The following is a 24,339-nucleotide window of genomic DNA, read 5'->3' on the forward strand; positions in this document are numbered from 1 at the left end:
AGCCTCCGGCGGTGCCGTTGCACGTGCACCGCCGCCGGCCGGGAGCAGGAAACCGCGGGCTATTCGGCCGACTTGCTCTGGTTGTAGCTGGTGGAGCGTTCCTGGCCGCTGAGGTCCGCGATGGCGTCCATGATGCGGTCCGTGACCTGGCGGCGGGCCGGCAGGGAATGGTCCGGTCCGGTCTTCTCGAAATACAGCGGCTCGCCCACCTTCATGGTGAAGTGCTGCGGTTTGACGGACTTGCTGTCCGCAGGCTGCAGGTGTTCGGTGCCGATCAGGCCCACCGGGATCACGGGCGCGCCCGTGGTGAGGGCCAGCCAGCCGACGCCGGTGCGGCCGCGGTACAGGATGCCGTCGCGGGAGCGGGTGCCTTCGGGATAGATGCCCACGCCCTTGCCGGAGTCGAGGATGTCCAGCAGGGTCTTCAGAGCCTGGACGCTCGCCGCCTGCTCACCGCGTTCCACCGGAATGGAGCCCACGGCCTCGAAGAAGGACTTCATGGCTTTGCCCTTGATGCCGCCGGTGGTGAAATATTCAGCCTTCGCGAAGAATGCCACGGGCCGCGGCATGAGGGCCTGGACGATCACGCTGTCCAGGAAGGAGAGATGGTTCGGGGCCACGATAAACGGCCCATCCTTGGGCACGTTTTCCAGGCCGATGACCGTGGGACGGCACGTGGTGGTTACCAGCCCCCGCGTGGTCCAGCGGATTGCGTCAAACATTGCCATCGGTGTGCACCTCGTTCAGGGCTGTGGTCCCCGGGCGTTCGGAGAGCCGGTTGATCGTCGCGTGTAGCGCCGTGGTGGTGTGCACGATCTCGACGGCACCGGCCGCGTGCAGTTCGCCGTCGGGCGCAAACCCCCAGCCTACGCCGATGCAGTCCAGTCCGTTCGCAGCGGCCCCGGCGACGTCCTGTGCCCGGTCCCCCACCATCACGGCCCGGCCGACGGCCGAAGGGGCAGCGTCAGCCAGGTCCGAGAGCGCGGCAGCGACGATGCCGGCCTTGCCTTCTGGAACGGAGCCTTCGGGGACGGAGCCTTCGGGTAGGGAGCCCGCGCCCGGACCAACGGCCTCGCCGGCGGCCTCGTCGGCGGCGGAGCCCCGGATGCTGTGGAAGAGCCCGGCGATGCCGTGGCGCGCCAGGACGGTGCGGGCAAGTCCTTCCGGCTTCTGGGTCGCGACGGCGATGGGCCGTCCTGCGGCGACAAAGTCCTCGAGGAGGCCGCGGATTCCCGGGTAGAGCCGGCTCTGCGCGATTCCCGTGGCAACGTAGTGCGCGCGGTAGATGCGGATGGCGTCTTCCAGCTGTGCGGCCGGAACACCGGCGATTTCCGTGAGGGAATGGCTGAGCTTGGGCCCAATCATGGCGTCCATCCGAGACTTGTCCGGAACCGGCAGGCCAAGTTCGGTGAGGGCCGCGGCGATTCCGTCGGTAATTCCCCCGGCGGGATCGACAAGAGTGCCGTCAAGGTCGAAGATCACGGGCACTGTTGTATGCGTCACCGGCTTAGTTTCTCACGAGTGTGCGGTTGCCAGAAATTCGCATGCTCCTTCAGGAATACATCGGGAATACATCACGCGGTACATCAGGGAATACAGCAGCGAATAGATCAGGCGGTGACATCCCCGCGGGGGGACGCGTGCGGCGGAAGCATGCCTGCCGCCGCACGGTCCCTGGCGGCGCGTGTTCAGGCGAGGAGCTCGGCCAGGAACGCGGCCGTGTGGCTTTCGCTGGACTTGGCCACCTGCTCGGGGGTGCCGGACGCGACCACACGGCCGCCACCGGACCCGCCGTCGGGGCCAAGGTCCAAGATCCAGTCGGCGCTCTTGATGACGTCGAGGTTGTGTTCGATCGTGATCACCGTGTTGCCCTTCTCCACGAGGCCCTGCAGCACCATGAGGAGCTTGCGGATGTCCTCGAAGTGCAGGCCGGTGGTGGGCTCGTCCAGGACGTAGACGCTGCGGCCGTTGGAGCGTTTCTGGAGCTCGGCTGCGAGCTTCACGCGCTGGGCCTCACCGCCGGAGAGCGTGGTGGCGGGCTGGCCCAGCCGGACGTAGCCAAGGCCGACGTCGACGAGCGTGTTGAGGTGCCGCGCGATCGGCGAGAAGGCCGCGAAGAACTCGGCCCCTTCCTCGATGGGCATGTTCAGCACATCAGCGATGGTCTTGCCCTTGTAGTGGACCTCCAGGGTTTCGCGGTTGTACCGGGCGCCGTGGCAGACCTCGCAGGGGACGTAGACGTCCGGCAGGAAGTTCATCTCGATCTTCAGGGTGCCGTCGCCGGAGCAGGCCTCGCAGCGGCCGCCCTTGACGTTGAAGGAGAACCGGCCCGGCAGGTAGCCGCGGACCTTGGCTTCGGTGGTCTCGGCGAAAAGCTTCCGGATGTGGTCGAACACGCCGGTGTAGGTGGCCGGGTTCGAGCGCGGCGTGCGGCCGATGGGGCTCTGGTCGACGTGCACCACCTTGTCCAGGTGTTCGAGTCCCTGGACGGACTTGTGCCGGCCGGCCACCTGCTTGGCGCCGTTGAGCTTGTTGGCGAGCACTTTGTAGAGGATCTCGTTGACCAGGGTGGACTTGCCCGAGCCGCTGACGCCGGTGACGGCGGTGAACAGGCCCAGCGGGAAACTGGCGTCGATGTTCAGGAGGTTGTTTTCCTTCGCCCCGACCACCTTGAGCTCGCGCTTCTTGTCGTATTTGCGCCGCTTCTTCGGGATCTCGATTTTCCGCCGGCCCGAGAGGTAGTCGCCGGTGAGTGAGTCCGTGTTTTCCAGCAGCGCCTGGTAGGAACCGGAATGGACCACCATGCCGCCGTGCTCGCCGGCGCCCGGTCCGATGTCCACCACCCAGTCGGCCTCGTGGATGGTGTCCTCGTCATGCTCCACGACGATCAGGGTGTTGCCGAGGTCCCGGAGCCGGGTGAGTGTCTCGATCAGTCGGCGGTTGTCCCGCTGGTGCAGGCCGATCGAGGGCTCGTCCAGGACGTACAGCACGCCCACGAGGCCGGAGCCGATCTGGGTGGCCAGCCGGATGCGCTGGGCTTCGCCGCCGGACAGGGTGCCGGAGGGCCGCTCCAGGTTCAGGTACTCGAGTCCGACGTCGAGGAGGAAGGTCAGCCGGGCCTGGATTTCCTTGAGGACCTGGTGGGCGATCTGGGCCTCACGGCCGGTCAGGACGAGGTTGTCGAGGAAGCCTGCGCATTCCCGCATGGGCAGCGCGGCGACCTCGGCGATTGATTTGCCGTTGATCAGCACGGATAGCGACGCGGGGTTCAGCCGTGCCCCGTTGCAGGCCGGGCACGGGACCTGGCGCATGTATTCCTCGTAGCGGTCGCGCGCGTAGTCGGAATCGGTCTCGCCATGCTTGCGGTGGACGTACTGCACGACGCCCTCAAAGCCGGTGCTGTACTTCCGTTCCCGGCCGAAGCGGTTGCGGTATTGCACCACCACCTTGTGGTCCTTGCCATGCAGGACGGTCTGCCGGACGTCGGTGTCGAGCTTCTCCCACGCCGTCGTCATGGAGAAGCCGAGTTCCTCGGCGAGCCCGGCCAGCAGCCGGTTCCAGTACTCCGTGGTGGCGGTGCCCAGGGACCACGGCGCAATGGCCCCCTCGGACAGCGAGAGCTCCGGGTTGGGGATGAGGAGCTCCTCATCGACCTCCAGCTTGGTGCCGATGCCGCTGCACGCACTGCAGGCGCCGAACGGGTTGTTGAACGAGAAGGAGCGGGGCTCGATCTCGTCGATCGCCAGGGGGTGCTCGTTGGGGCAGGCGAGGTGTTCGGAGAACGCCCTGATCCGCTCGGGATCGTCCGCTTCGAGGTCGACGAATTCGGCCAGAATGCGGCCCTCCGCCAGTCCGAGGGCGGTTTCGACCGAGTCGGTCAGGCGCTGGCTGATGCCTTCCTTGACCACGAGGCGGTCCACCACCACTTCGATGGTGTGCTTGAACTGCTTGCCCAGCTTCGGCGGATCACTCAGGTGGACGAGCTCGCCGTCCACCCGCGCCCGCGAGTAGCCCTTGGCGGTGAGTTCCTTGAAAAGATCCACGAATTCGCCCTTGCGGCCGCGGACCACGGGTGCCAGCACCTGGAAGCGCGTGCCGTCCGGGAGTTCGAGCAGCTGATCGACGATCTGCTGCGGGGTCTGTTTGGTCACAGGCTCACCGCAGACGGGGCAGTGCGGCCGGCCCACACGGGCCCAGAGCAGGCGCATGTAGTCGTAAATCTCGGTGATGGTGCCCACGGTCGAGCGCGGGTTCTTGGACGTGGACTTCTGGTCGATGGACACCGCCGGCGAGAGGCCCTCGATGAAATCGACGTCGGGCTTGTCCACCTGGCCCAGGAACTGCCGGGCATAGGCGGAGAGCGATTCGACGTAGCGGCGCTGGCCCTCGGCGAAGATGGTGTCGAAGGCGAGGGAGGACTTCCCGGAACCGGACAGGCCGGTGAACACGATCATGGCATCGCGCGGCAGGTCCAGGTCCACGTTGCGCAGGTTGTGCTCGCGGGCGCCCTTGACGACGAGGCGCGTCATGTCCGGACGTTTCAGGACGGGGCGGGACGGGACCGCATCCCGGACTGCCAGCGGCTCGACGGCGGAATGGACTTCAACGGCTGGATCTTCAGCTACAGCTTTAGGCACGAATCTAATGCTAATCGAAAACTTCTTCGAAAAACTATTCCGCGAGCCTAGGGCGGCACCGGATGTGCTACTGGCGGTCGTAGGCGGCGGCCAGCAATTGCACGGCCTCGGCAAAACTCGCGCCCTGGGCCTTGGCGGCCGCGGCGAACTCCTCGGCGGCGGCGGACAGCGAACTCCAGGCCGCATCGCGGGCACACACAACGGTGCCGTTGCGGCCCTTGGTCACCACAACGCCGGCCGCCTCGAGTTCCTTGTAGGCCCGCGCCACGGTGTGCGGAGCCACGCCCAGCTCGCCGGCGAGGCTGCGCACGGCCGGAAGCCTGGTGCCCGGCGCGAGCGTGCCGTTGTCGGCGCGTTCGATGACGTAGAGCCGCAGCTGTTCGAAGAGCGGGACGGAGCTGGCCGGATTGGTCCGCCAGGATCCCGGGAAGCGCTCCCCCGCGGCGTCCGCGGGGCTCACTGTTCGGCCTTCCGAACGGCCGGGACCTGTTCGCGGCCGGCGAACTGGGCCTCGTACAAATCCTTGTAGAGGCCCCGCCGCGCCACCAGCTGCTGATGGGTGCCGTGTTCAACGATTCGTCCGTGGTCCATGACGAGAATTAGATCAGCGTCCCGGACCGTGGACAAACGGTGCGCGATCACGAAGCTCGTATGACCTTGCCGCAGCTGCTCCATGGCATGCCGGATCTGCACCTCCGTGCGGCTGTCGACGGAACTCGTCGCCTCATCCAGCACCATGATGTTGCGCCCTGCAATCTGCGCCCGTGCGATCGAGACGAGCTGGCGCTGGCCCCGGCTCAGGGAGTCGCCGTCATTGCCGAGCATCGTGGCGTAGCCGGCCGGCAGGGACCGCACAAACTGGTCCACGTGGCTGGCGCGGGCCGCCGCTACGATGTCGGCGTCGGTGGCGCCGGGCCTGCCGTATTCGATGTTCTCCCGGATGCTGCCGGTAAACAGCCAGGCATCCTGCAGCACGATTCCGAAGGCGCGCCGCAGCTCGTCCCGCGGGATGGTGGCGATGTCCGTCGAGTCCACCAGGATCCGGCCGGAGTCGAGTTCGTAGAAGCGCATCAGGAGGTTGACGACGGTGGTCTTGCCGGCCCCGGTGTGTCCGACGATCGCCACCGTCTGCCCCGGGTCCACCGTGAAGGAGAGGTCCTTCACCACGGGGGTGCCGGGGCTGTAGCTGAAGCTGACGTGTTCGAACGTGACCCGGCCCGCTACTGCGCCGGGATCCAGCAGGTCGCCGGGCGTGGGCGGGGCAGGGGGTTTGCGTCCGTTGGAGGATTTGCGGGGGACATGGAACTTCCGCGCGGCCGTGGCGCCGCGCAGCTTGCCGGCGCCGTTGGCCGCAACGGCGGGCACGGCGCTGTCCGCAGGGATCTCCGGGGCGTCCAGCAGCTCGAACACGCGCTCGGCCGAGGCCAGGCAGGACTGCACGAGGGTCAGCATGCCGCCGATCTGGCTCACCGGCTGGCTGAAGAGGCGGGAGAACTGGACGAAGGCCTGGATGCCGCCGATCGTCAGGAGCCCCGCGGTGACCTGCAGCGCCCCCACCACAGCAATCGCGATGTAGTTGAGGTTGGCGACAAACACCAGCAGCGGCTGCACGATGCCGGACAGGTACTGGGCGCGGGTGCTGGATCGGGTGAGCTTCTCGTTGCGCTCCCGGAAGCTCGCCGCCGACTCTTCCTGCCGGCCGAATGCCTTCACCACTTCATGCCCGGTGAAGAATTCCTCGAGTTGGGCGTGCAGTGCCCCCGTACTGCTCCACTGCTCCTTGAAGTGCGCCTGGGAGTGCCGGGCCACGAGGACCGTGATGACCGTGGACACCGGCACCGAGAGGACCGCGATCAGCGCCAGCAGCGGCGAGAGCCACAGCATCATGGCGAGTGCGGCCGAGAGCATCAGGACGGACATGATCAGCTGGTTGAGGAGCTGGTTGAGCGCCTGGGAGATATTGTCGACGTCGTTCGTGGCCCGGCTGAGCACGTCGCCGCGGCGCTGCTCCTCGAAATGGCTGGACGGCAGCACATGGAGTTTTTGTTCCACGGAGCCGCGGAGGCCGTAGCTGAGGCGCTGCACCGCGGTGGCGGTGAGGCTGCCCTGGATCCAGCTGAACAGCGACGCCCCGACGTACATGGCGGAAACCGCCAGCAGCCGCTCGGCCAGCTGTTGCTCGTCGAGGGAGCCGCCCAGGAAGCCATCGACGACGACGTCGGTGGCGTCGCCCAGGACCTTGGGCGCCGCCACGTTCAGTGTCACGAACGCACAGGTGGCGGCGATGACACCGGCCATCCGCCATTTCAGCGGCAGCAGCAGGCCAAGCAGCCGGGCGGCGGTGTGCCATTTGATGCGCTCCGGCACGCCGGGTCCGGCAACGGTCCCGGCGCGGTGTGCCCGCGCGCGGCTCACGGGGCTTCCTCCAGCACCAGCTGGGACGCGGCAATTTCCTGGTAGCTGGGCGAGGACTCCATGAGCTCTCTGTGCGTACCCTGCGCGACGACCCGGCCGCCCTCCAGTACCAGGATCAGCCCGGCGTCCACGATTGTTGACACCCGCTCGGCCACGATCAGCACGGTCGCCGAGCGCAGCAGCGGCTCAATCGCCGCCCGGAGCCTGACGTCGGTGCCGTAGTCCAGAGCCGAGAAACTGTCATCGAACAGGTAGGCGGGGGCCCGCTTGAGCAGTGCCCGAGCGATGCACAGGCGCTGCCGTTCGCCGCCGGAGAAGTTGGTACCGCCCTGGCTTACGGGGGTTTCGAGCCCGAGCGGCAGGGCGCGGACAAATTCGGCGGCCTGGGCGGCTTCGAGCGCCTGCCACAATTCGGGCTCGCTCGCGGCTGGCGCCCCAAGCCGGAGGTTCTCCGCGACCGTGTCCGCAAAAAGATAGGACTGCTGCGGGACTATTGCCATCAGGCCGCGCAGGACGTCCAGGGGCATCGCCCGCACGTTGTCCCCGCCGATGCTGATCTCTCCGGCCGTCGCGTCGAGGAACCGGGGCAGCAGGTTCAGGAGTGTCGTCTTGCCGCTGCCGGTCGCGCCGATGATCGCCGTCGTGGTCCCGGCCCTGGCGGTGAATGAGACGCCGTCCAGCACGGGCGCTTCGGCTCCGGGGTACGCGAAGGACACGTTCCGGAACTCGACAGCGCCGGAGCGGTCCGTGGCGCCCGCATCGGCGGCCCCACCGGCGGGAGCAGCGGCAGAGCCGGCGGGAACGGCCGGATCCGCGATGGCCGGTTCCGTGTCCAGCACTGCGCGGATCCGTTCCGCGCACGCCGCTGCCCGGGGTGCGGTCATGAAGACGTACATCGCCATCATGATGGCAATCAGGATCTGCAGGATGTAGGCGATGAACGCCGTCAGCGCCCCCAGCCGCATTTCGCCGGCGTCGATCCGATGTCCGCCGAACCACACCACGAACACGGAAGAGATGTTGACCACGAACATGATCATCGGCATCATCGCCGCCACCAGGAGGGCGGACTGCAGATTGTTCCGGGTGAGGTCCTTGTTGGCTTCATCGAAGCGGCGGACTTCGTGGTCCTGCCGGACAAAGCCGCGGATGACATTCGCGCCGATGATCTGCTCCCGCAGCACCCGGCCGATCCGGTCCAGGAGGCCCTGGCCCTGGCGGTACAGGGGAATGAGGCGGCGCACGATCACCGTCATGATCACCGTCAGGACCGGGATCACCACGACCACGATCCAGGACAGCACCACGTCCTGGTGCACGGCCAGCACGATGCCGCCGATGAAGATCGCCGGTGCGGCAATCAGCATGATGAACACCAGGACGGCGAGGTTTTGGATCTGGGCGACGTCGTTGGTGGCCCGGGTCACGAGGCTGGGCGCGCCGAAAGCGCTGACCTCCTGGGAGGAGAAGGACTGCACCTTCGCGAACAGCTCCCCGCGCAGCTGGCCGCCAATCTCCATGGCGACCACAGCGCCCAGATATCCGGCCGCGACGGCCGTGATCACCTGGACGGCAGCGATTCCGGCCATCCAGGCCCCGAGGTGGAGGATCTCCCCGGTGTCCCCGCCGATGATGCCGTCGTCGATGATCGCGGCATTCAGGGTGGGCAGGAGCAGGTTGGCAGTGGCTTGCACGAGCTGCAGCACAACGATGGCCAGCACGGTCCCCTTATGCGCGGACAACAGCCGCGACATCAGGCCTATAAGCACTGAACCTCCATTACTAGCCCAGGGCCCGGAATGGTGATCAGCCTAACGGCCGCCCCACACCGCCACGTCATTGTAAGCCCCATTCCGGAGTGCTTCGTGTCAACCGGCAGACACGCCGCCTACCCGGTTTTCTGCGCCACCGCGAACGTGCGGCGGAACGGGAAGACCGTCCCGTGCCGGCCTGCCGGATATGCGTCGTCCAGCCGTGCCGAATACTCGGCTTCGAACTCCCTGGCCTCGTCCTCGGGGAGGGCCGCGAGGACCGGCCTGAGTCCGGTGCCGCGGACCCACTCCAACACCGGGTGGGCGCCCGGGAGCAGCTGCTGGTAGGTGGTCTCCCAGGCGTCGGCGGCACAACCGGCGTCGAGCATGATTTCCAGGTACTCCGCCGCTTCCCCCACCACGTCGTCGTGGCGCAGCACCCCGGCGAGCCGCCCCGCCCAGGCCGGAGATTCGGCCAGCTCCCGCATCAGGGTGTGCGACGGGGCATTGAAGTTCCCCGGCACTTGCAGCGCGAACCAGGCGCCCGGCTTGAGGGCATCGAGCCATCCAGGCAACAGCTTTCGGTGGCCGGGCACCCACTGCAAGGCCGCGTTGGTGACCACCACGTCCGTGTCGCCGGACGGCAGCCAGTGCTCAATGTCGGCCAGCTCGTAGGAAAGATTGGCCGCCGCGGCTGCGTGGTCCTTGGAAATGGCCAGCATTTCCGGCGATGAATCCAGACCGACCACCTGCGCGCCCGGCCAGCGGTCCGCGAGCGTCGCGGTCAGGTTTCCGGGACCGCAGCCGAGGTCCACCACGTGCCGCGGGGCTTCGGCATGGATCCGCCCCGTCAGATCAAAGAATGGCCTGTCCCGGTAGTCCCCGAACTGCACATATTTCTCCGGATCCCACTTCATGGCTGCCTCCAGTTCCCGGCACGTTGTCCTAACCGAAGCCTAGTCCCGGCCCGTGGGACAGCCAAGGAAGAGCGCCGGCGCTGCGTGCGGCGCACGGCCCGTCCGGTGCCGCGGGTACCACGCGGGCACTAAGCTGGACAGCAATGAAACTCGTTGATCAGCTCCCCGCCCCGGCCGCCCGTATCCCCGGCAGGACGGGCCTGGACCCGGACGAGCTCTACACCCGGTTTGTCGAGTGGACCGAGACCCGCGGACTGGCCCTATACACCGCCCAGGACGAGGCCATCATGGAGCTGGCCGCCGGCTCCAACGTCATCCTGGCCACCCCGACCGGGTCCGGGAAATCCCTTGTCGCCATCGCCGCGCACTTCCAGGCCATGGCCCGCGGACAGCGGAGCTACTACACCGCCCCGATCAAGGCCCTCGTCTCGGAAAAGTTCTTTGCCCTCTGCGAGATCTTCGGCGCCGACAACGTCGGCATGATCACCGGCGACTCCGGCGTGAACCAGGACGCCCCGATTATCTGCTGCACGGCCGAAATCCTGGCCAACATCGCCCTGCGTGAAGGTTCGGCGGCGCAGCTCGGCGCCGTGATCATGGATGAGTTCCACTTCTACTCGGACCCGCAGCGCGGCTGGGCGTGGCAGGTGCCGCTGCTTGAACTGCCCCAGGCGCAGTTCCTGCTGATGTCGGCGACACTCGGCGACGTCAGCCGGTTCGAGGACGGCCTCAGCGAACTGACCGGGCGCACGACGACGACCGTCAGTTCCGCGGAACGCCCCATTCCGCTGCACTACTACTACGAACAGACTCCGGTCCACGAGACCCTCGAGGAGCTGCTCGCCACCAAACAGGTCCCGGTGTACGTGGTCCACTTCAGCCAGGTCGAGGCGATCGACCGGGCCCAGAACCTGATGAGCATCAACGTCTGCACCCGCGAGGAAAAGGACAAGATTGCCGAGCTCATTGCCGGGTTCCGTTTCGCCGCAGGCTTCGGCAAGACGCTCAACCGGCTGGTCCGGCACGGGATCGGCGTCCACCACGCCGGCATGCTGCCGAAGTACCGCCGGCTGGTCGAACAGCTGGCCCAGGCCGGCCTGCTGAAGGTCATCTGCGGCACGGATACGCTCGGGGTAGGCATCAACGTGCCCATCCGCACCGTGCTGCTCACCGCCCTGAGCAAGTACGACGGCGTCCGCACCCGGCTGCTGAACTCCCGCGAGTTCCACCAGATCGCCGGGCGCGCCGGCCGCGCCGGCTACGACACCGCCGGGACCGTGGTGGTCCAGGCCCCGGAGCACGTGACGGAAAACGTGAAGGCGATGGCCAAGGCCACGGCCAAGTTCGGCGACGACCAGAAGAAGCTGCGCCAGGTGGTGAAGAAGAAGCCCCCGGAAGGCTTCGTGTCCTGGGGTGAACCGACGTACAAGCGGCTGGTCGAGTCTGTTCCCGATCCGCTGACGTCAAGTTTCACCGTGACGCACGCGATGCTGATGAACCTGATGGAACGCGCCGGCGACCCGTTCCAGGCCGCCCGCCGCCTGCTCACCGAAAACCACGAGACCCGCCCGGCCCAGCTGCGGCTCATGAAGAAGGCCCTGGGAATTTACCGCGAGCTGCTCGCTGCCGGCGTCGTGGAGCGGATCCCGGCCGGGGAGCAGGGTGCTGACGGCCGCACGGTCCGGCTCACGGTCCACCTGCAGGCCAACTTTGCCCTCAACCAGCCGCTGTCCCCGTTCGCGCTGGCCGCGCTGGAGCTGCTGGACCCGGAGTCGCCGTCGTACGCCCTGGACGTGGTGTCGGTGATCGAGGCCACCCTGGAGAAGCCGCGCCAGATCCTCTCGGCACAGCAGAAGAAGGCGCGCGGCGAGGCCATCGCGGCGATGAAGGCCGACGGCATCGAGTATGACCAGCGGATGGCAATGCTCGAGGAGGTCACCTACCCGCAGCCGCTCGCGGAGATCCTCGGCGAGGCCTTCGATGTCTACCGCAAGGCCGCGCCCTGGGTCGGCGACTTCGAGCTCGCGCCCAAGTCCGTGGTCCGGGACATGTACGAGCGCGCCATGAACTTCGGCGAGTTCGTCCAGTTCTACGGCCTCGCCCGCTCCGAGGGGATCGTGCTGCGCTACCTCGCCGACGGTTTCAAGGCGCTCCGCCAGACTGTCCCGCAGGATGCCCTCCGTGAGGACCTCGAGGACCTCATCGCCTGGCTGGGAGAACTGGTCCGGCAGGTGGACTCCAGTCTGCTGGACGAATGGGAAGAGCTCACATCCGGCGCCGCGCCCACACCGCACGACGCTCCCCCGCCCCCGCCGCCGTCGCTGACCTCCAACATCCGGGCCTTCCGGGTGATGGTGCGCAACGAGATGTTCCGCCGCGTGGAGCTGTTCGCCGATGAGGCCGCCACGGCCCTGGGCGAGCTCGACGCCGGCTCCGGCTGGGACGCGGAGCGCTGGGAAGATGCCCTCGATGACTACTTTGATGAGCACAACGACATCGGCACCGGCCCGGATGCCCGCGGTCCCGGGCTGCTGATCATCACCGAGGAGCCCGGGGTGTGGAAGGTGCGGCAGATCTTCGATGACCCCGCCGGCAACCACGACTGGGGCATCTCCGCCGACGTGGATCTGGCGGCCTCGGACGAGTCCGGGACCGCCGTCGTCCGTGTCACCGACGTCAACCGGCTCTAAGCGGGACGGCACGGGGCGGGCGCAGGCCTGAAAGCACGGCGGGCTTGAACGCAGGGCCGGGGCCTTCGCACCGCGGGTAAACTCGAACAATGAGTGTAATCCGCCCTGCCACAACGCATGACGTCCCTGCCATCCTGCAGATGATCCACGACCTCGCCCTCTATGAGAAGGAACCGGACGCCGTCCGGAACACCCCCGAGATGCTCACCGAGGTCCTTTTCGGCGACAATCCCAAGGTCTTCGCCACGATGGCCGAGAACGCGGCGGGCGAGGTCCGCGGCTTTGCCCTCTGGTTCCTGAACTACTCCACGTGGGAGGGCGTCCACGGGATCTACTTGGAGGATCTCTACGTCCGGCCGGAGGCCCGCGGCGAGGGCCACGGCAAGGCACTACTGCAGCACCTGGCAGCGACCGCCGTCGACCGCGGCTACGCGCGCGTCGAATGGAGTGTCCTGGACTGGAACGAGCCCTCCATCAACTTCTACAAGAAGCTCGGCGCCCTGCCGATGGAGGAGTGGTCCACCTTCCGCCTCACCGGAGCGGCTCTGGCGGCTTTCGGCGGCCGCCGCGCAGTTGCCGGTGCCGGCTCCCGCTCCGGTTCCCGCGAGGCGGCAACCCGTGGCTGATCTTCCAATGACGGGACTCATGGGAGCCTCCCTCCTGGAGACTGCATCCAGCGACGGGCGCAAAGTTCCGCACAGCGTCCGGGCACGCCACACCTACCGGGGCATGCGGACCGCGGAACACTACTTCCAGGTCCCCCTGGACCACTTCAGCGAGGCGGGGCGCCGCGGCGAAACCATCACCGTGTTCGCCCGCGAGTACGTGTCCACCGAACACAGCGAGGAAGCGGCCGCCGGGCTGCCCTGGCTGCTGTTCCTGCAGGGCGGTCCCGGCGGCCGCGGAAACCGGTTCCCGTCGCTGGGCGGCTGGAGCAAGGCCGCCGCGAAGGACTTCCGGATCCTCATGCTGGACCAGCGCGGCACCGGACTGTCCTCGCCCGTGGACCGCAACACGCTGCCGCTGCGCGGCACCGCCGCGGAGCAGGCCGCCTACCTGAAGCACTTCCGCGCCGACTCGATCGTCGCCGACGCCGAGGCCATCAGGGCCGCCTTGGACTCCGCCCCCTGGACCATCTACGGCCAGAGCTACGGCGGATTCTGCGCGCTCAGCTACCTCTCCTTCGCCCCCGAGGGGCTGCGCGAGGCACTCGTGACAGGCGGGCTGGCCCCGCTGGGCGGATCCGCGGACCGTGTGTACCAGGCCACGTTCCAGCGGGTCGCGGCACGGAACGCCGAATACTTTGACTGGTACCCCGAGGACCGGGCCGCCATCACCCGGATCGCCAGGCACCTGCGGGAAACAGAGGAGGTCCTGGCCGACGGCGGCCGGCTCACGGTGGAACGGTTCCAGATGGTGGGCTCGTTCCTGGGCGGCAATACCCGGGTGGACGCGCTGCACCACCTGCTCGAGGACGCCTTCGTGGCCACACCAGGCGGCGACCGCCTCTCGGACGCCTTCCTGGAACAGGTCCGTGGCCTCGTGTCCCGGGCCGCGAACCCGCTGTATGCGTTGATGCACGAGTCCATCTACGCCCAGGACGGTGCCACCAATTGGGCCGCCTGGCGCGTGCTGGAGGAATTCCCCGAGTTCCGCCCCGACGCCGGCGAGCCGCTTCTGACCGGGGAAATGGTGTACCCGTGGTACTTCGAGCAGGACCCGGCGCTGCGCCCGCTGCAGGAGGTGGCCCGGCTCCTGGCCGAAAAGGACGACTGGGCGCCGCTCTACGATCCGGAGAGGCTGGCACTGAACACCGTGCCCGTCGCCGCGGCCGTCTACACCGACGACATCTACGTGGACCGGGAGCTGTCCCTGGAGACGGCGGCCGCGGTCCGGGGCCTGCAGGTCTGGGAGTCCGGCGAGTTCCACCACGACGGCATCGCGGACGACGGCGAGGCGATCTTCGGGCGCCTGCTGGGGATGGCCCGTTCCGCCCGCCGCTGACCCGGCCGCCGGCCAGGCACGGTCTCGGCCCGATGATCCCCGGCTTAACAGTTAGCCGAAACAGGTACGGCGCTGGACCCGCGAGGGGCCAGCGCCGTACTGCTGTGCGCTGCCAGGCATGCGCTGCCGGGTACCCCCGGCGGTGCGGAACTAGTCGACGTCGCTCAGGCTCTTGCGTGAGTCCTCTTCCAGCCGGGCGTCCAGCTTCGACTTGGACGCCTTGGAGCTCACCAGGCTGGCGACCACCGCGATGACGATGGTGCCGATGATCACCCCGAGCGAGACGTAGGTGGGGATCTCGGGGGCCCATTCGATGTGCTGGCCGCCGTTGATGAACGGCAGCTCGTTGACGTGCATGGCGTGCAGGACCAGCTTCACACCGATGAACGCCAAGATCACGGACAGGGCGTGCTTGAGGTAAATGAGCCGGTTCATGAGGCCGCCGAGCAGGAAGTACAGCTGGCGCAGCCCCATAAGGGCGAAGATGTTGGCGGTGAAGACGATGAAGGCGCTCTGGGTGAGGCCGAAGATGGCCGGAATGGAGTCGACCGCGAAGAGCAGGTCCGTCATGCCGATGGTCACGAAGACGATCAGCATCGGGGTGAACACCTTTTCGCCGTCGACGACGGTGCGGAGCTTGCCGCCGTCGAACTGCTCGGACATCGGCAGGACCCGGCGGATCCGGGCGATCAGCGGGTTTTCCTTGTCTTCCTCGTCCTCGCCCTCGTCCTGGGCCTGCTTCCAGGCGGTCCAGAGCAGGAAGGCGCCGAAGATGTAGAAGACCCAGCTGAACTGCTCGATCACAATCGCGCCGAGCATGATGAATATGCCGCGGAGGATCAGGGCGATGATGATGCCCACCATGAGCACTTCCTGCTGGTACTTTCTCGGTACCGAGAAGCGGGCCATGATGATGATGAAGACGAACAGGTTGTCGATGCTCAGGCTGTATTCGGTCACCCAGCCGGCGATGAACTGGCCGCCGAATTCCGGGCCGGTGAAGGCGAACATGGCGCCGGCAAAGACCAGGGCCAGGGCCACGTAGAACGCGACCCATAGTCCGGCTTCTTTCATGGAGGGCTCATGCGGGCGTTTGAGGACCATCAGCAGGTCGATGGCCAGAATGACGCCGAGGACGACAAACGAGCCGATCTCGAACCACAGGGGAAGCTCGGGCACGGGGGAAATACCTTTCGTAGGGTACAGCTCAGCGGTGTAAGTCTCTCCGACCGCCGGCGCATGACGCTGCCTGGCTGCCCGCTACGCCCGGCACGGCATCGTAGCCGTGCGTGTTGACGATCGTAGCGTTTCGGATACTCCCCTACGTTTGACCGAGTTTACCCTAGGCGTGCCCCGCGGATTGCATTTGCCGCAGTTCCTTCTTCAATTCGCCCACCTCATCGCGCAGCCGGGCGGCCAGTTCGAACTGCAGCTCCCCGGCTGCGGCGTGCATCTGTTCGGTCAGCTGTTCGATCAGGCCGACGAGGTCCTCTGCCGGCGCGGCGGCGAGACCGTCCGCACGGATGAGCGAGGTGCCCTTGCCCTTGCCGCGGTTCTTCCCTGCCGCGGCCAGCAGCTCGCGGGTGTCCGCGTCTTCCTTGGCCAGCTGGTCGGTGATGTCCGCGATCTTCTTCCGGAGCGGCTGGGGATCGATCCCGTTCTCCGTGTTGTAGGCCACCTGGATGGCGCGGCGGCGGTTCGTCTCGTCGATGGCGTGGGCCATCGAGTCGGTGATCCGGTCCGCGTACATGTGCACCTGGCCGGAGACGTTTCGGGCGGCGCGCCCGATGGTCTGGATCAGGGACGTCGAGGAGCGCAGGAAGCCCTCCTTGTCCGCGTCCAGGATGCTGACCAGCGACACCTCCGGGAGGTCCAGGCCTTCACGGAGCAGGTTGATGCCGACGAGGACGTCGAAGACACCCATCCGCAGTTCGCGCAGGAGTTCCACGCGGCGCAGCGTGTCGACGTCGGAGTGCAGGTATTCCACCTTCACGCCGTGGCCCAGCAGATAGTCCGTCAGGTCCTCGGCCATCCGCTTGGTCAAGGTGGTGACCAGGACCCGCTCGTTCTTCGCGGTGCGGGTCCGGATTTCGCCCAGCAGGTCATCGATCTGCCCCTTCGTGGGCTTGACGACGACCTCGGGGTCGATCAGGCCCGTGGGGCGGATGATCTGCTGGACGAAGCCGTCGGACTTGCCGAGCTCGTACTTGCCCGGTGTGGCGGAGAGGTAGACGGTCTGGCCCACGCGGTCCTGGAACTCGTCCCATTTGAGCGGGCGGTTGTCCATCGCCGAGGGCAGCCTGAAGCCGTGGTCCACGAGGTTCCGCTTGCGGGACATGTCGCCCTCGTACATGGCGCCGATCTGCGGCACGGTGACGTGGGATTCATCGATCACCAGGAGGAAGTCGTCCGGGAAGTAGTCGATCAGGCAGTGCGGCGCGGTCCCGCGGGCCCGGCCGTCGATGTGCGAGGAATAGTTCTCGATGCCGTTGCAGAACCCCATCTGCTGCATCATTTCCAGGTCATAGGTGGTGCGCATCCGGAGCCGTTGCGCCTCGACCAGCTTGTTCTGGCTTTCCAGCACGGTGAGGCGCTCGGCCAGTTCGTCTTCGATCCGCTTGATCGCCCGGCCCATCCGTTCCGGACCGGCGACGTAGTGCGAGGCGGGGAAGACGTACATTTCGTTCTCGTCCCGGAGCACTTCGCCGGTCAACGGGTGGAGGGTCTGGATATTTTCGATCTCGTCGCCGAAAAACTCGATCCGGATCGCCAGTTCCTCGTACATCGGGATGATTTCCACGGTGTCCCCGCGCACCCGGAACGTGCCGCGGTGGAAGTCCATGTCGTTGCGGGTGTACTGCATGGAGACGAACTTCCGGAGCAGGTCGTCGCGGTTCATTTCCGCCCCCTTGCGGAGCGTCACCATGCCGGCGATGTATTCTTCCGGGGTGCCAAGGCCGTAGATGCAGGAGACGGTGGCGACCACGATCACGTCGCGGCGGGTCAGCAGCGCGTTGGTGGCGGAGTGGCGGAGCCGTTCGACTTCCTCGTTGACGGAGGAATCCTTCTCGATGAAGGTGTCCGTCTGGGCGACGTAGGCTTCCGGCTGGTAGTAGTCGTAGTAGGACACGAAGTATTCCACCGCGTTGTTCGGCAGCAGTTCTCGGAATTCGTTGGCCAGCTGCGCGGCGAGGGTCTTGTTCTGCACCATCACCAGGGTGGGCCGCTGGACCTGCTCGATCAGCCAGGCCGTGGTCGCGCTCTTACCGGTACCGGTGGCGCCGAGCAGCACGACGTCTTTTTCGCCGTTCTTTATGCGCTCGGTCAGCTCTGCGATAGCGGCCGGCTGGTCACCCGCCGGCTGGAACTCACTGATGACCTCGAAGGGCGCCACGACGCGGTTGATTTCCTGGGCAAGACTCATGTACCTAATCTACCGCCGGGCTGTGACAGGATGCCCTGATTCAGCTTTGGGCAGTACCGGGGCCGACCCCAGCGCCAGCGCTTTGTCCCGGCGCAGGGCCGGTGGCAGGTGCCGTGGAAGAGCTGGCGGCAGGTGCGGTTGCGGCGGCGCCGCCAACGGTGCCTGTACCGGCGTCGTCCGCTCCGGGGTTGTCCGTTCCGGTGTTGTCCGGGTACGACGGCGGCTGCCATCCCGTGCGCTGCACCCACGCTTCCATCCGGGGCGCGGCGTAGTCGGTGAACCAGCCCTCTTTGTCGGCCGCGTAGCCCGCGGTGGACTTGTCGACGTCGTGCAGCCCCGCGACCCGCTGCTTTTCGGCGACGTAGTCCGCCCGGGCCTCAGGATCGGCTCGCAGCCAGTCGCGGAAGCACAGCGCGTAGCGCCAGCCAGGCGAGCCGGCCGCGCGGAGGTGGAGATTCACCGGCCGGCCGGGGTCGGCGTTGCCGTGCAGCCGCTTGCCCCAGTCCGCAGGGTCCGGGTGCGAGGGCTTGGGGTTGTCGGCGATGATGCCGGGCCAGCGCGGGAATCCTGCGGCGGCCAGCAGCGGCGCGATCCGGTCCGCGGCGTCGAGGTCCCGGACGCTGAGCTGGAGGTCGATCACATCTTTGGCGTCGAGGCCAGGGACGGCCGTGGACCCGATGTGGTCCACGGCCAGGACATCCTGCGGAACCGCTGCCCGCAGCCGGGAGATCAGCCGGGCGGCCTGCGCGCCCCACGCGGGATCGGCCGGGGCGAGGACCGGCCCCGCCGTCCGCGGGGCAATCCTCTGCTCCTTGAGGTTCAGTGCGAACGGCGCCAGCCGCTCCTCCCACAGCGCGTCGACCGCGTGCCGGAGGTCCCCAAGGGTGCCTGAGTTATCCAGCACGACGTCCGCAGCGGCCAGCCGGTCCTCGCGGCCCGCCTGGGCTGCCATCCGGGCGCGCGCCTCGTCGGCGGTCATGTTGCGGTGTTCGGCCATGCGGTGGACCCGGACGTCGTCGGGGGCATCCACCACGACCACCAGATGGAAGTTCTTCCCTTGTCCGGTTTCGACCAGGAGCGGGATGTCCTGGACCACGACGGCGCCGGCCGGGGCGGCGGCGACCATCGCCGCGGCGCGCTCCCGCACCAACGGGTGGATGATCCCGTTGAGCGCGGCCAGGCGCTCCGGATCACCGAAGACCAGGGCACCGAGCCGTGCCCGGTCCAGCCTGCCGTCCGGGGTCAGGACGGCAGCACCGAAGGCCTCCACCACACTGGCCAGCCCGGGCGTACCCGGCTCCACAACCTCCCGGGCCAGCGCGTCGGCGTCGACAAGTACTGCTCCGAGGTCGCGCAGGCGCGCGGCAACCATGGACTTTCCCGAGGCGATTCCGCCGGTCAACCCGATCTTCAACACCTCACCAGACTAAACTGAACCGGTGGCAGATGCGGCGGAATCCCCCGAGAGCAGGACGGCCATTTACACCACCCTCGCCGCGGGGCCCGGGTTTCGCCACGAAATCGAGGTCAAGCGGTCCCGTTTCATCACCGTGCTGGCCCGCACGGCGGACGAGGACGCCGCCCGGGCCGTCTTGGGCCGGTTGCGCCGGGAATTCCATGACGCACGGCATCACTGCTTCGCCTTCGTGCTCGGTCCCGACCGGGACGTCCAGCGGTCCAACGACGACGGCGAGCCGTCCGGCACCGCGGGCGTCCCCATGCTTGAGGCGCTGCTGAAGCGGGAGACCGCACCCGGCGTCACCGACCTCAGCGACGTCGCCGTCGTCGTCGTGCGTTATTTCGGCGGCATTCTCCTGGGTGCCGGCGGCCTGGTGCGGGCCTATTCCGAATCGGTGTCCAGCGCGCTCGAGCTCGCTCCCCTTGTGCGGCGCCGCCGGCTGCGCATTTGCTCGGTTCCGGTGCAGCACGCCGTGGCCGGGCGGCTCGAGAACGATTTGCGCGCCGCGGGGTATGTCATGGCCGAAACCCGTTACGAGGCGCAGACTACTGTCCTGAGGCTGGCGCTGCCGGATGATCCGGAAGAACTGGCCCGGGCCGCGGACCGTGTGGCCGCCATGTCGGCCGGCAGCGCGTCGCTGCTGCCCGGAGAAACGGAGTGGATCGATGTCCCCATCAGTTGAGCCTGCGCCCGCGGTCGAGCTGCTTGACGTCAGCGAGGAGCTACTCGAACAGCTCCTGGAACTTGCGCTGCGGGACTCCGACGCCGACGAGGTCACCCCGCCGCTGGGCACGACCGCCGGCTGGAACACCGACCGGATCAGCTGGTTCCGCGAATTCCACCGCGCCGCCGCAGCCGGCCTGGACGGTCCCGCGGGGCAAAAGACGTGGGCCATCCGCTGCGACGGGCAGCTGGCAGGGTCCATCCGGCTCAAGCGGATGGACCCGGAGTCGGCAGAAGCGGGTGGCGGGGCCGGCGGTGGCGGGGCCGGCGGTGGCGGGGCGGGTAGTGGCGGTGGTACCGGGGCTGGTGATGGTGGCGGCGGGGCGCTGGAAACCGGGATCTGGCTCGCCCGGAGCTTCCGCGGCCGGGGTGTGGGCCGCGAGGCACTGCGCCTCGTAAAGGCTCGCGCCGCGTCGGCCGGGGCAGCCGTCCTGGTGGCCGAGACGACGGCCGGCAACGTCGGAGCCCTCGCGTTGCTGAAGTACGCGGGCGCCGAACTGGTGACCGGTGCTCCCTCGGAGACGGAGACGGTACCGGTCATAGGGAAGATCCCGCTGCGCTGAAGGCATGGCATCCGGGCCGGGTCTTCCTATGCCCATCCCACGTTCCCAACACTGGACATGCTCTCCTGTGGCCCACCCCCGGGCGCTGAACGACCACTGGACATGCCCCACCGTCGTCGCGGGAGATGTGCCGGCTCCTCCTATGCCCATCCCACGCACCCAACACGGGACATGCCCTCCCGTGGCCAACCTCCGCGTGCGGAACGACCACTGGGCATGCCCCACCGTCGCCGCGGGAGATGTGCCGGCTCCTCCTACGGCCAGGCCACGCACCCAGCACTGGACATGCCCCGCAGGAGAGTTTCAAGAATGGGCATGTCCGGCGGCCATCGCATGTTGCGGGCACCCGGCACTGGACATGTCCCGCGCCCAGGACCAGGACTCGACACAATCCACAAATGCCCACGGGCCAGCTCCAAAAATGGGCATGTCCGGCGCCAGGGCATGGCGTGTGCCTCCCAGCACTGGATATGTCCCGCGCCCAGGACCAGGACTGGACACAATCCACAAATGCCCACGGGCCAGCTCCAAAAATGGGCATGTCCCCCGGAAGAGGGTTCCACGAATGGGCATGTCCCCCGGAGAACAACGGGGGCCCAACGTGGCACAAAGAAAGGTGGCCGCCCCCGAGGGGACGGCCACCTTCAAGCTACAAACTGCCTGGCCTCAGGGAGCGGACTCCGTGAGGGACACGGGCAATTAGTTGCCGGTCAGCTTCTCGCGCAGAGCGGCAAGAGCCTCGTCCGAAGCAAGCGTGCCTGCACCGGTCTCGGCCGCAGCCGGCTCGGAGGAGTAGCTGGTGGTGCCGGAATCGCTCTCGCCGGACGTTGCAGCTGCAGCGTCGTCGGCAGCGTGCTGGGCAACCTGCTTCTTGTGTGCTTCCCAGCGGGTCTGGGCGTCAGCGTACTGCTGCTCCCAGGCTGCGCGCTGGTTCTCGTAGCCCTCAAGCCACTCGTTGGACTCCGGGTCGAAGCCCTCCGGGTACTTGTAGTTGCCCTCTTCGTCGTACTCTGCGGCCATGCCGTAGAGAGCCGGATCGAATTCGGTGCTGTCGGCGTCGACGCCCTCGTTGGCCTGCTTGAGGGAGAGCGAGATGCGGCGGCGCTCGAGGTCGATGTCGATGACCTTGACGAACAGCTCGTCACCAACGGAGACAACCTGCTCGGCCAGCTCAACGTGGCGCACGGCGAGCTCGGAGATGTGGACCAGGCCTTCGATGCCGTCTTCAACGCGAACGAACGCGCCGAACGGAACCAGCTTGGTGACCTTACCCGGAACAACCTGCCCGAGGGCGTGGGTGCGGGCGAAGGTCTGCCACGGATCTTCCTGCGTAGCCTTGAGCGACAGGGAGACGCGCTCGCGGTCCAGGTCGACCTCGAGAACCTCGACGGTGACTTCCTGGCCAACTTCGACAACCTCGGACGGGTGGTCGATGTGCTTCCAGGACAGCTCGGAAACGTGAACCAGGCCGTCTACGCCGCCCAGGTCCACGAAGGCACCGAAGTTGACGATGGAGGAAACGACGCCGGGACGGACCTGGCCCTTTTCCAGCTTGTTGAGGAACGTGGAACGGACCTCGGACTGGGTCTGCTCGAGCCATGCACGGCGGGAAAGCACAACGTTGTTGCGGTTCTTGTCCAGCTCGATGATCTTGGCTTCGATCTGCTGACCGATGTACGGAGCGAGGTCGCGCACACGGCGCATCTCGACGAGGGATGCGGGCAGGAAGCCGCGCAGACCGATGTCGAGGATAAGACCACCCTTGACAACCTCGATGACGGTACCGGTGACAACACCGTCTTCTTCCTTGACCTTCTCGATGTCGCCCCAGGCACGCTCGTACTGAGCACGCTTCTTGGAGAGGATCAGGCGGCCTTCTTTGTCTTCCTTGGTGAGCACCAGGGCTTCGACCTGATCGCCAACGGAGACGACGTCTCCGGGGTCAACGTCGTGCTTGATGGAAAGCTCGCGGGAGGGAATGACACCTTCGGTCTTGTAACCGATGTCGAGCAGAACTTCGTCGCGGTCGACCTTGACGACGGTACCTTCGACGAGGTCTCCGTCGTTGAAGTACTTGATGGTGGCGTCGACAGCTGCGAGGAAGTCCTCAGCGGTACCGATGTCGTTAATGGCGACTACGGGGGTACCGGGCTTCTCGGTGGAGGTGATGGTCATGTAGTAGGGGCTCCGTTGTGGATAGTGAGTCGGTCAGGCAAACGCTTCGCCGGCATTATGGAATGCAGGCCAAGAGCACGGCATCACAGCTAGCGATCCGCCGGGTCATCCTGATTTTGTGGATTGTAGATGCGCGCACGTAGTACGCGCCCGTTTAGTCTAGTCGTTTACGCGAACGCCGGTCAAAGCGCCCGGGAGTGTTCGCGTCGCCGGTGGCGCCGAAAGCGGGCCGGAGGCCTAGAAGTGCGTGAGGCAGTGCGGTGAACGTTCGACGGCGAACATGAGCCGCGCTGTCAGCGCCGCCCCGGCGGTGTGCTCGGTGATCCGGCCGGCAGCTTTCAGGGTTACAGGACAGACGGCGCCCAGGTAGATCGAGCCGAGGTCCGCGACATCAAGGGACAGGTCCGGTTCGGCCTCCGGAGCCGGCGTCACCGTGGCCTCTCCCCCGCTGACCGTGAGAGCGAAGGTGCCGGCCGCGAAGCCGAGACCGTCCCTGATCGCGAGAACGACCGTCCCGTCGGCCGAGTAGCGCCGGGCCCCCAGCACCCGGACCGGGTCCAGGACCCGCAGCCACAGCATGTCGCGGTGGTCCGAGGCCTCGACGCACCGCGGATCCTCAAGCGCCCAGGCCAGGGGGTCGTCCACCGGCGCATCCTGCCAGCTGATCCGGTCCACCAGGTCGATGCTGCCCAGGAACTGCCACAGTTCCAGGTAGGCGGCGTCATTCGCGGCCACGAGGTCCACGATCTCCATGGTGTACGGCTTGGCGTCCCACCCGGCGAACTTATAGGACACGTACCCGTCCACGGTGCCGTCGGCGTCGTAGTGCAGGGCGCAGCGGATTGCCTCGTCCTCGCCGCCGTCGCGGCCGAGCATGCCCGAGGACCGCAGCCGGTACGCCTCCTGCCGCGAGATCGATCCGGGCATGGAGGCGTGGAGCCGCCCAAAGACCTTGGGGGCCAGTTCCAGCAGGACTTTGCGGTCCGCAATCTCCACGGAGCCAGCGGGCGCATGGCGCAACCGGAAGCGCGGCCCGGTGTCGACCTTGATGCTGCGTTCGAAGGTGGCCACGCCGTAACCGAACCGGCCGTAGATCGAGGCCTCCGAGGCGGTCAGTGCCGCCAGCGCGACGCCGTCCGCCTTCGCCGCGGCAAGGTCCTCGGTCATCATCCGCCGCAGCAGTCCCTGCCGGCGGTGGGTCCCGCGCACCGTGACGGCCGTGACCAGCTGGGCCTCGAGCTGACGGCCGTAGCCGATGTTCAGCTCCTTGCGCAGGGTGGCGAAGGTCGCCACCGGGACGTCAGCCGCCAGCGAGTGGGCCGCGACGCCGTCGGCCTGGTAAACGCCGGTCATTTCGCGGTTGTCCACGAGATACATGGCCATGATCTTGTCCACGAAGTCGGCTTTGCGCGGCTCGTCGTAGAAGCCGATCCCGACCCCGTGCAGCCACGCCGTGCCTTGCGCGTAGTCCGCCGAGTCCTTCGCGACCGCGCGGAACCGCCTGAGCTCGTACTTATCTGCCATGTACTTCTCCCCCTGAGAATCCTGCGAATCCTGAAGTCCCGGCATTGCCGGAACGAA

17 protein-coding genes are annotated in these 24,339 nt (G+C 67.2%); 5 read left to right on the plus strand and 12 right to left on the minus strand.

The annotated features are described in order from the left end of the window. Positions 1-59: 59 nt before the first annotated feature. The 7 genes from C566_RS0103775 to C566_RS0103805 form a co-directional block, all read right to left on the minus strand. Positions 60-728, minus strand: coding sequence for a lysophospholipid acyltransferase family protein (locus C566_RS0103775; RefSeq protein ID WP_026266350.1), 669 nt, complete (start codon positions 726-728; stop codon positions 60-62). Next, positions 715-1,503, minus strand: coding sequence for an HAD hydrolase-like protein (locus C566_RS0103780; RefSeq protein WP_026266351.1), 789 nt, complete (start codon positions 1,501-1,503; stop codon positions 715-717). Before C566_RS0103780 ends, C566_RS0103775 begins: the two co-directional genes overlap by 14 nt. A gap of 185 nt (positions 1,504-1,688) precedes the next feature. Beyond that, positions 1,689-4,637 carry an excinuclease ABC subunit UvrA gene (uvrA, locus tag C566_RS0103785; protein WP_026266352.1) on the minus strand — a complete coding sequence of 983 codons (2,949 nt, stop codon included), beginning with the start codon at positions 4,635-4,637 and terminating at the stop codon, positions 1,689-1,691. 67 nt (positions 4,638-4,704) lie between these two features. Continuing rightward, entirely contained in the window at positions 4,705-5,097 is a 393-nt protein-coding gene (locus C566_RS0103790) for a GntR family transcriptional regulator (RefSeq protein ID WP_018773006.1), read from the minus strand. Next, a complete protein-coding gene (locus C566_RS0103795; protein ID WP_155846773.1) occupies positions 5,094-6,935 on the minus strand; it encodes an ABC transporter ATP-binding protein in 1,842 nt (613 codons plus the stop codon). Before C566_RS0103795 ends, C566_RS0103790 begins: the two co-directional genes overlap by 4 nt. Before the next feature lie 113 nt (positions 6,936-7,048). Beyond that, positions 7,049-8,806: an ABC transporter ATP-binding protein gene (locus C566_RS0103800; protein WP_018773008.1), complete on the minus strand. Its 1,758-nt coding sequence runs from the start codon at positions 8,804-8,806 to the stop codon at positions 7,049-7,051. A gap of 134 nt (positions 8,807-8,940) precedes the next feature. Continuing rightward, positions 8,941-9,720, minus strand: coding sequence for a trans-aconitate 2-methyltransferase (locus C566_RS0103805; protein ID WP_018773009.1), 780 nt, complete (start codon positions 9,718-9,720; stop codon positions 8,941-8,943). Positions 9,721-9,863: 143 nt separating this feature from the next. Between C566_RS0103805 and C566_RS0103810 the strand changes: the two genes are divergently transcribed. The 3 genes from C566_RS0103810 (at position 9,864) to C566_RS0103820 (ending at position 14,414) form a co-directional block, all read left to right on the plus strand. Beyond that, the gene (locus C566_RS0103810; protein WP_018773010.1) at positions 9,864-12,410 is read left to right on the plus strand and encodes a DEAD/DEAH box helicase; all 2,547 of its coding nucleotides are present in this window, start codon (positions 9,864-9,866) and stop codon (positions 12,408-12,410) included. Between the two features lie 89 nt (positions 12,411-12,499). Beyond that, the gene (locus C566_RS0103815) at positions 12,500-13,036 is read left to right on the plus strand and encodes a GNAT family N-acetyltransferase (RefSeq protein ID WP_026266355.1); all 537 of its coding nucleotides are present in this window, start codon (positions 12,500-12,502) and stop codon (positions 13,034-13,036) included. Between the two features lie 19 nt (positions 13,037-13,055). Then, a complete protein-coding gene (locus tag C566_RS0103820; RefSeq protein WP_018773012.1) occupies positions 13,056-14,414 on the plus strand; it encodes an alpha/beta fold hydrolase in 1,359 nt (452 codons plus the stop codon). A gap of 150 nt (positions 14,415-14,564) precedes the next feature. On the opposite strand, the gene C566_RS0103825 is transcribed toward C566_RS0103820, so the two are convergent. From C566_RS0103825 to coaE, 3 genes are all read right to left on the minus strand, one after another. Continuing rightward, positions 14,565-15,593 carry a TerC family protein gene (locus C566_RS0103825; protein ID WP_018773013.1) on the minus strand — a complete coding sequence of 343 codons (1,029 nt, stop codon included), beginning with the start codon at positions 15,591-15,593 and terminating at the stop codon, positions 14,565-14,567. Positions 15,594-15,756: 163 nt separating this feature from the next. Continuing rightward, on the minus strand, positions 15,757-17,838 hold the full coding sequence (gene uvrB / locus C566_RS0103830) for an excinuclease ABC subunit UvrB (RefSeq protein WP_018773014.1): 2,082 nt from the start codon (positions 17,836-17,838) through the stop codon (positions 15,757-15,759). 40 nt (positions 17,839-17,878) lie between these two features. Beyond that, complete coding sequence (gene coaE / locus C566_RS0103835) at positions 17,879-19,255, minus strand: dephospho-CoA kinase (protein ID WP_081627242.1); 1,377 nt, start codon at positions 19,253-19,255, stop codon at positions 17,879-17,881. 22 nt (positions 19,256-19,277) lie between these two features. Here coaE and C566_RS0103840 point away from each other — a divergent pair, with 22 nt between their 5' ends. Further along, positions 19,278-19,979, plus strand: coding sequence for an IMPACT family protein (locus tag C566_RS0103840; RefSeq protein WP_018773016.1), 702 nt, complete (start codon positions 19,278-19,280; stop codon positions 19,977-19,979). After that, positions 19,963-20,583 carry a GNAT family N-acetyltransferase gene (locus tag C566_RS0103845; protein ID WP_018773017.1) on the plus strand — a complete coding sequence of 207 codons (621 nt, stop codon included), beginning with the start codon at positions 19,963-19,965 and terminating at the stop codon, positions 20,581-20,583. The genes C566_RS0103840 and C566_RS0103845 overlap by 17 nt, the downstream gene beginning before the upstream one ends. A gap of 699 nt (positions 20,584-21,282) precedes the next feature. Here the strand turns inward: C566_RS0103845 and rpsA are convergent. Then, the gene (gene rpsA, locus C566_RS0103850) at positions 21,283-22,758 is read right to left on the minus strand and encodes a 30S ribosomal protein S1 (RefSeq protein WP_018773018.1); all 1,476 of its coding nucleotides are present in this window, start codon (positions 22,756-22,758) and stop codon (positions 21,283-21,285) included. Positions 22,759-22,995: 237 nt separating this feature from the next. Continuing rightward, positions 22,996-24,327, minus strand: coding sequence for a GNAT family N-acetyltransferase (locus C566_RS0103855; RefSeq protein ID WP_081627243.1), 1,332 nt, complete (start codon positions 24,325-24,327; stop codon positions 22,996-22,998). Positions 24,328-24,339 lie beyond the last annotated feature (12 nt).

The organism is Arthrobacter sp. 131MFCol6.1, from assembly GCF_000374925.1.
Classification (GTDB): Bacteria; Actinomycetota; Actinomycetes; order Actinomycetales; family Micrococcaceae; genus Arthrobacter.

Coding starts and splice junctions, on each gene's coding strand:
- C566_RS0103800 (WP_018773008.1), bottom strand. CDS start 8,806: ATGTCGCGGCTGTTGTCCGCGCATAAGGGGACCGTGCTGGCCATCGTT.
- C566_RS0103805 (WP_018773009.1), bottom strand. CDS start 9,720: ATGAAGTGGGATCCGGAGAAATATGTGCAGTTCGGGGACTACCGGGAC.
- C566_RS0103815 (WP_026266355.1), top strand. CDS start 12,500: ATGAGTGTAATCCGCCCTGCCACAACGCATGACGTCCCTGCCATCCTG.
- C566_RS0103810 (WP_018773010.1), top strand. CDS start 9,864: ATGAAACTCGTTGATCAGCTCCCCGCCCCGGCCGCCCGTATCCCCGGC.
- C566_RS0103775 (WP_026266350.1), bottom strand. CDS start 728: ATGGCAATGTTTGACGCAATCCGCTGGACCACGCGGGGGCTGGTAACC.
- C566_RS0103820 (WP_018773012.1), top strand. CDS start 13,056: ATGGGAGCCTCCCTCCTGGAGACTGCATCCAGCGACGGGCGCAAAGTT.
- uvrB (WP_018773014.1), bottom strand. CDS start 17,838: ATGAGTCTTGCCCAGGAAATCAACCGCGTCGTGGCGCCCTTCGAGGTC.
- C566_RS0103795 (WP_155846773.1), bottom strand. CDS start 6,935: ATGGCCGGTGTCATCGCCGCCACCTGTGCGTTCGTGACACTGAACGTG.
- C566_RS0103855 (WP_081627243.1), bottom strand. CDS start 24,327: ATGCCGGGACTTCAGGATTCGCAGGATTCTCAGGGGGAGAAGTACATG.
- rpsA (WP_018773018.1), bottom strand. CDS start 22,758: ATGACCATCACCTCCACCGAGAAGCCCGGTACCCCCGTAGTCGCCATT.
- C566_RS0103845 (WP_018773017.1), top strand. CDS start 19,963: ATGTCCCCATCAGTTGAGCCTGCGCCCGCGGTCGAGCTGCTTGACGTC.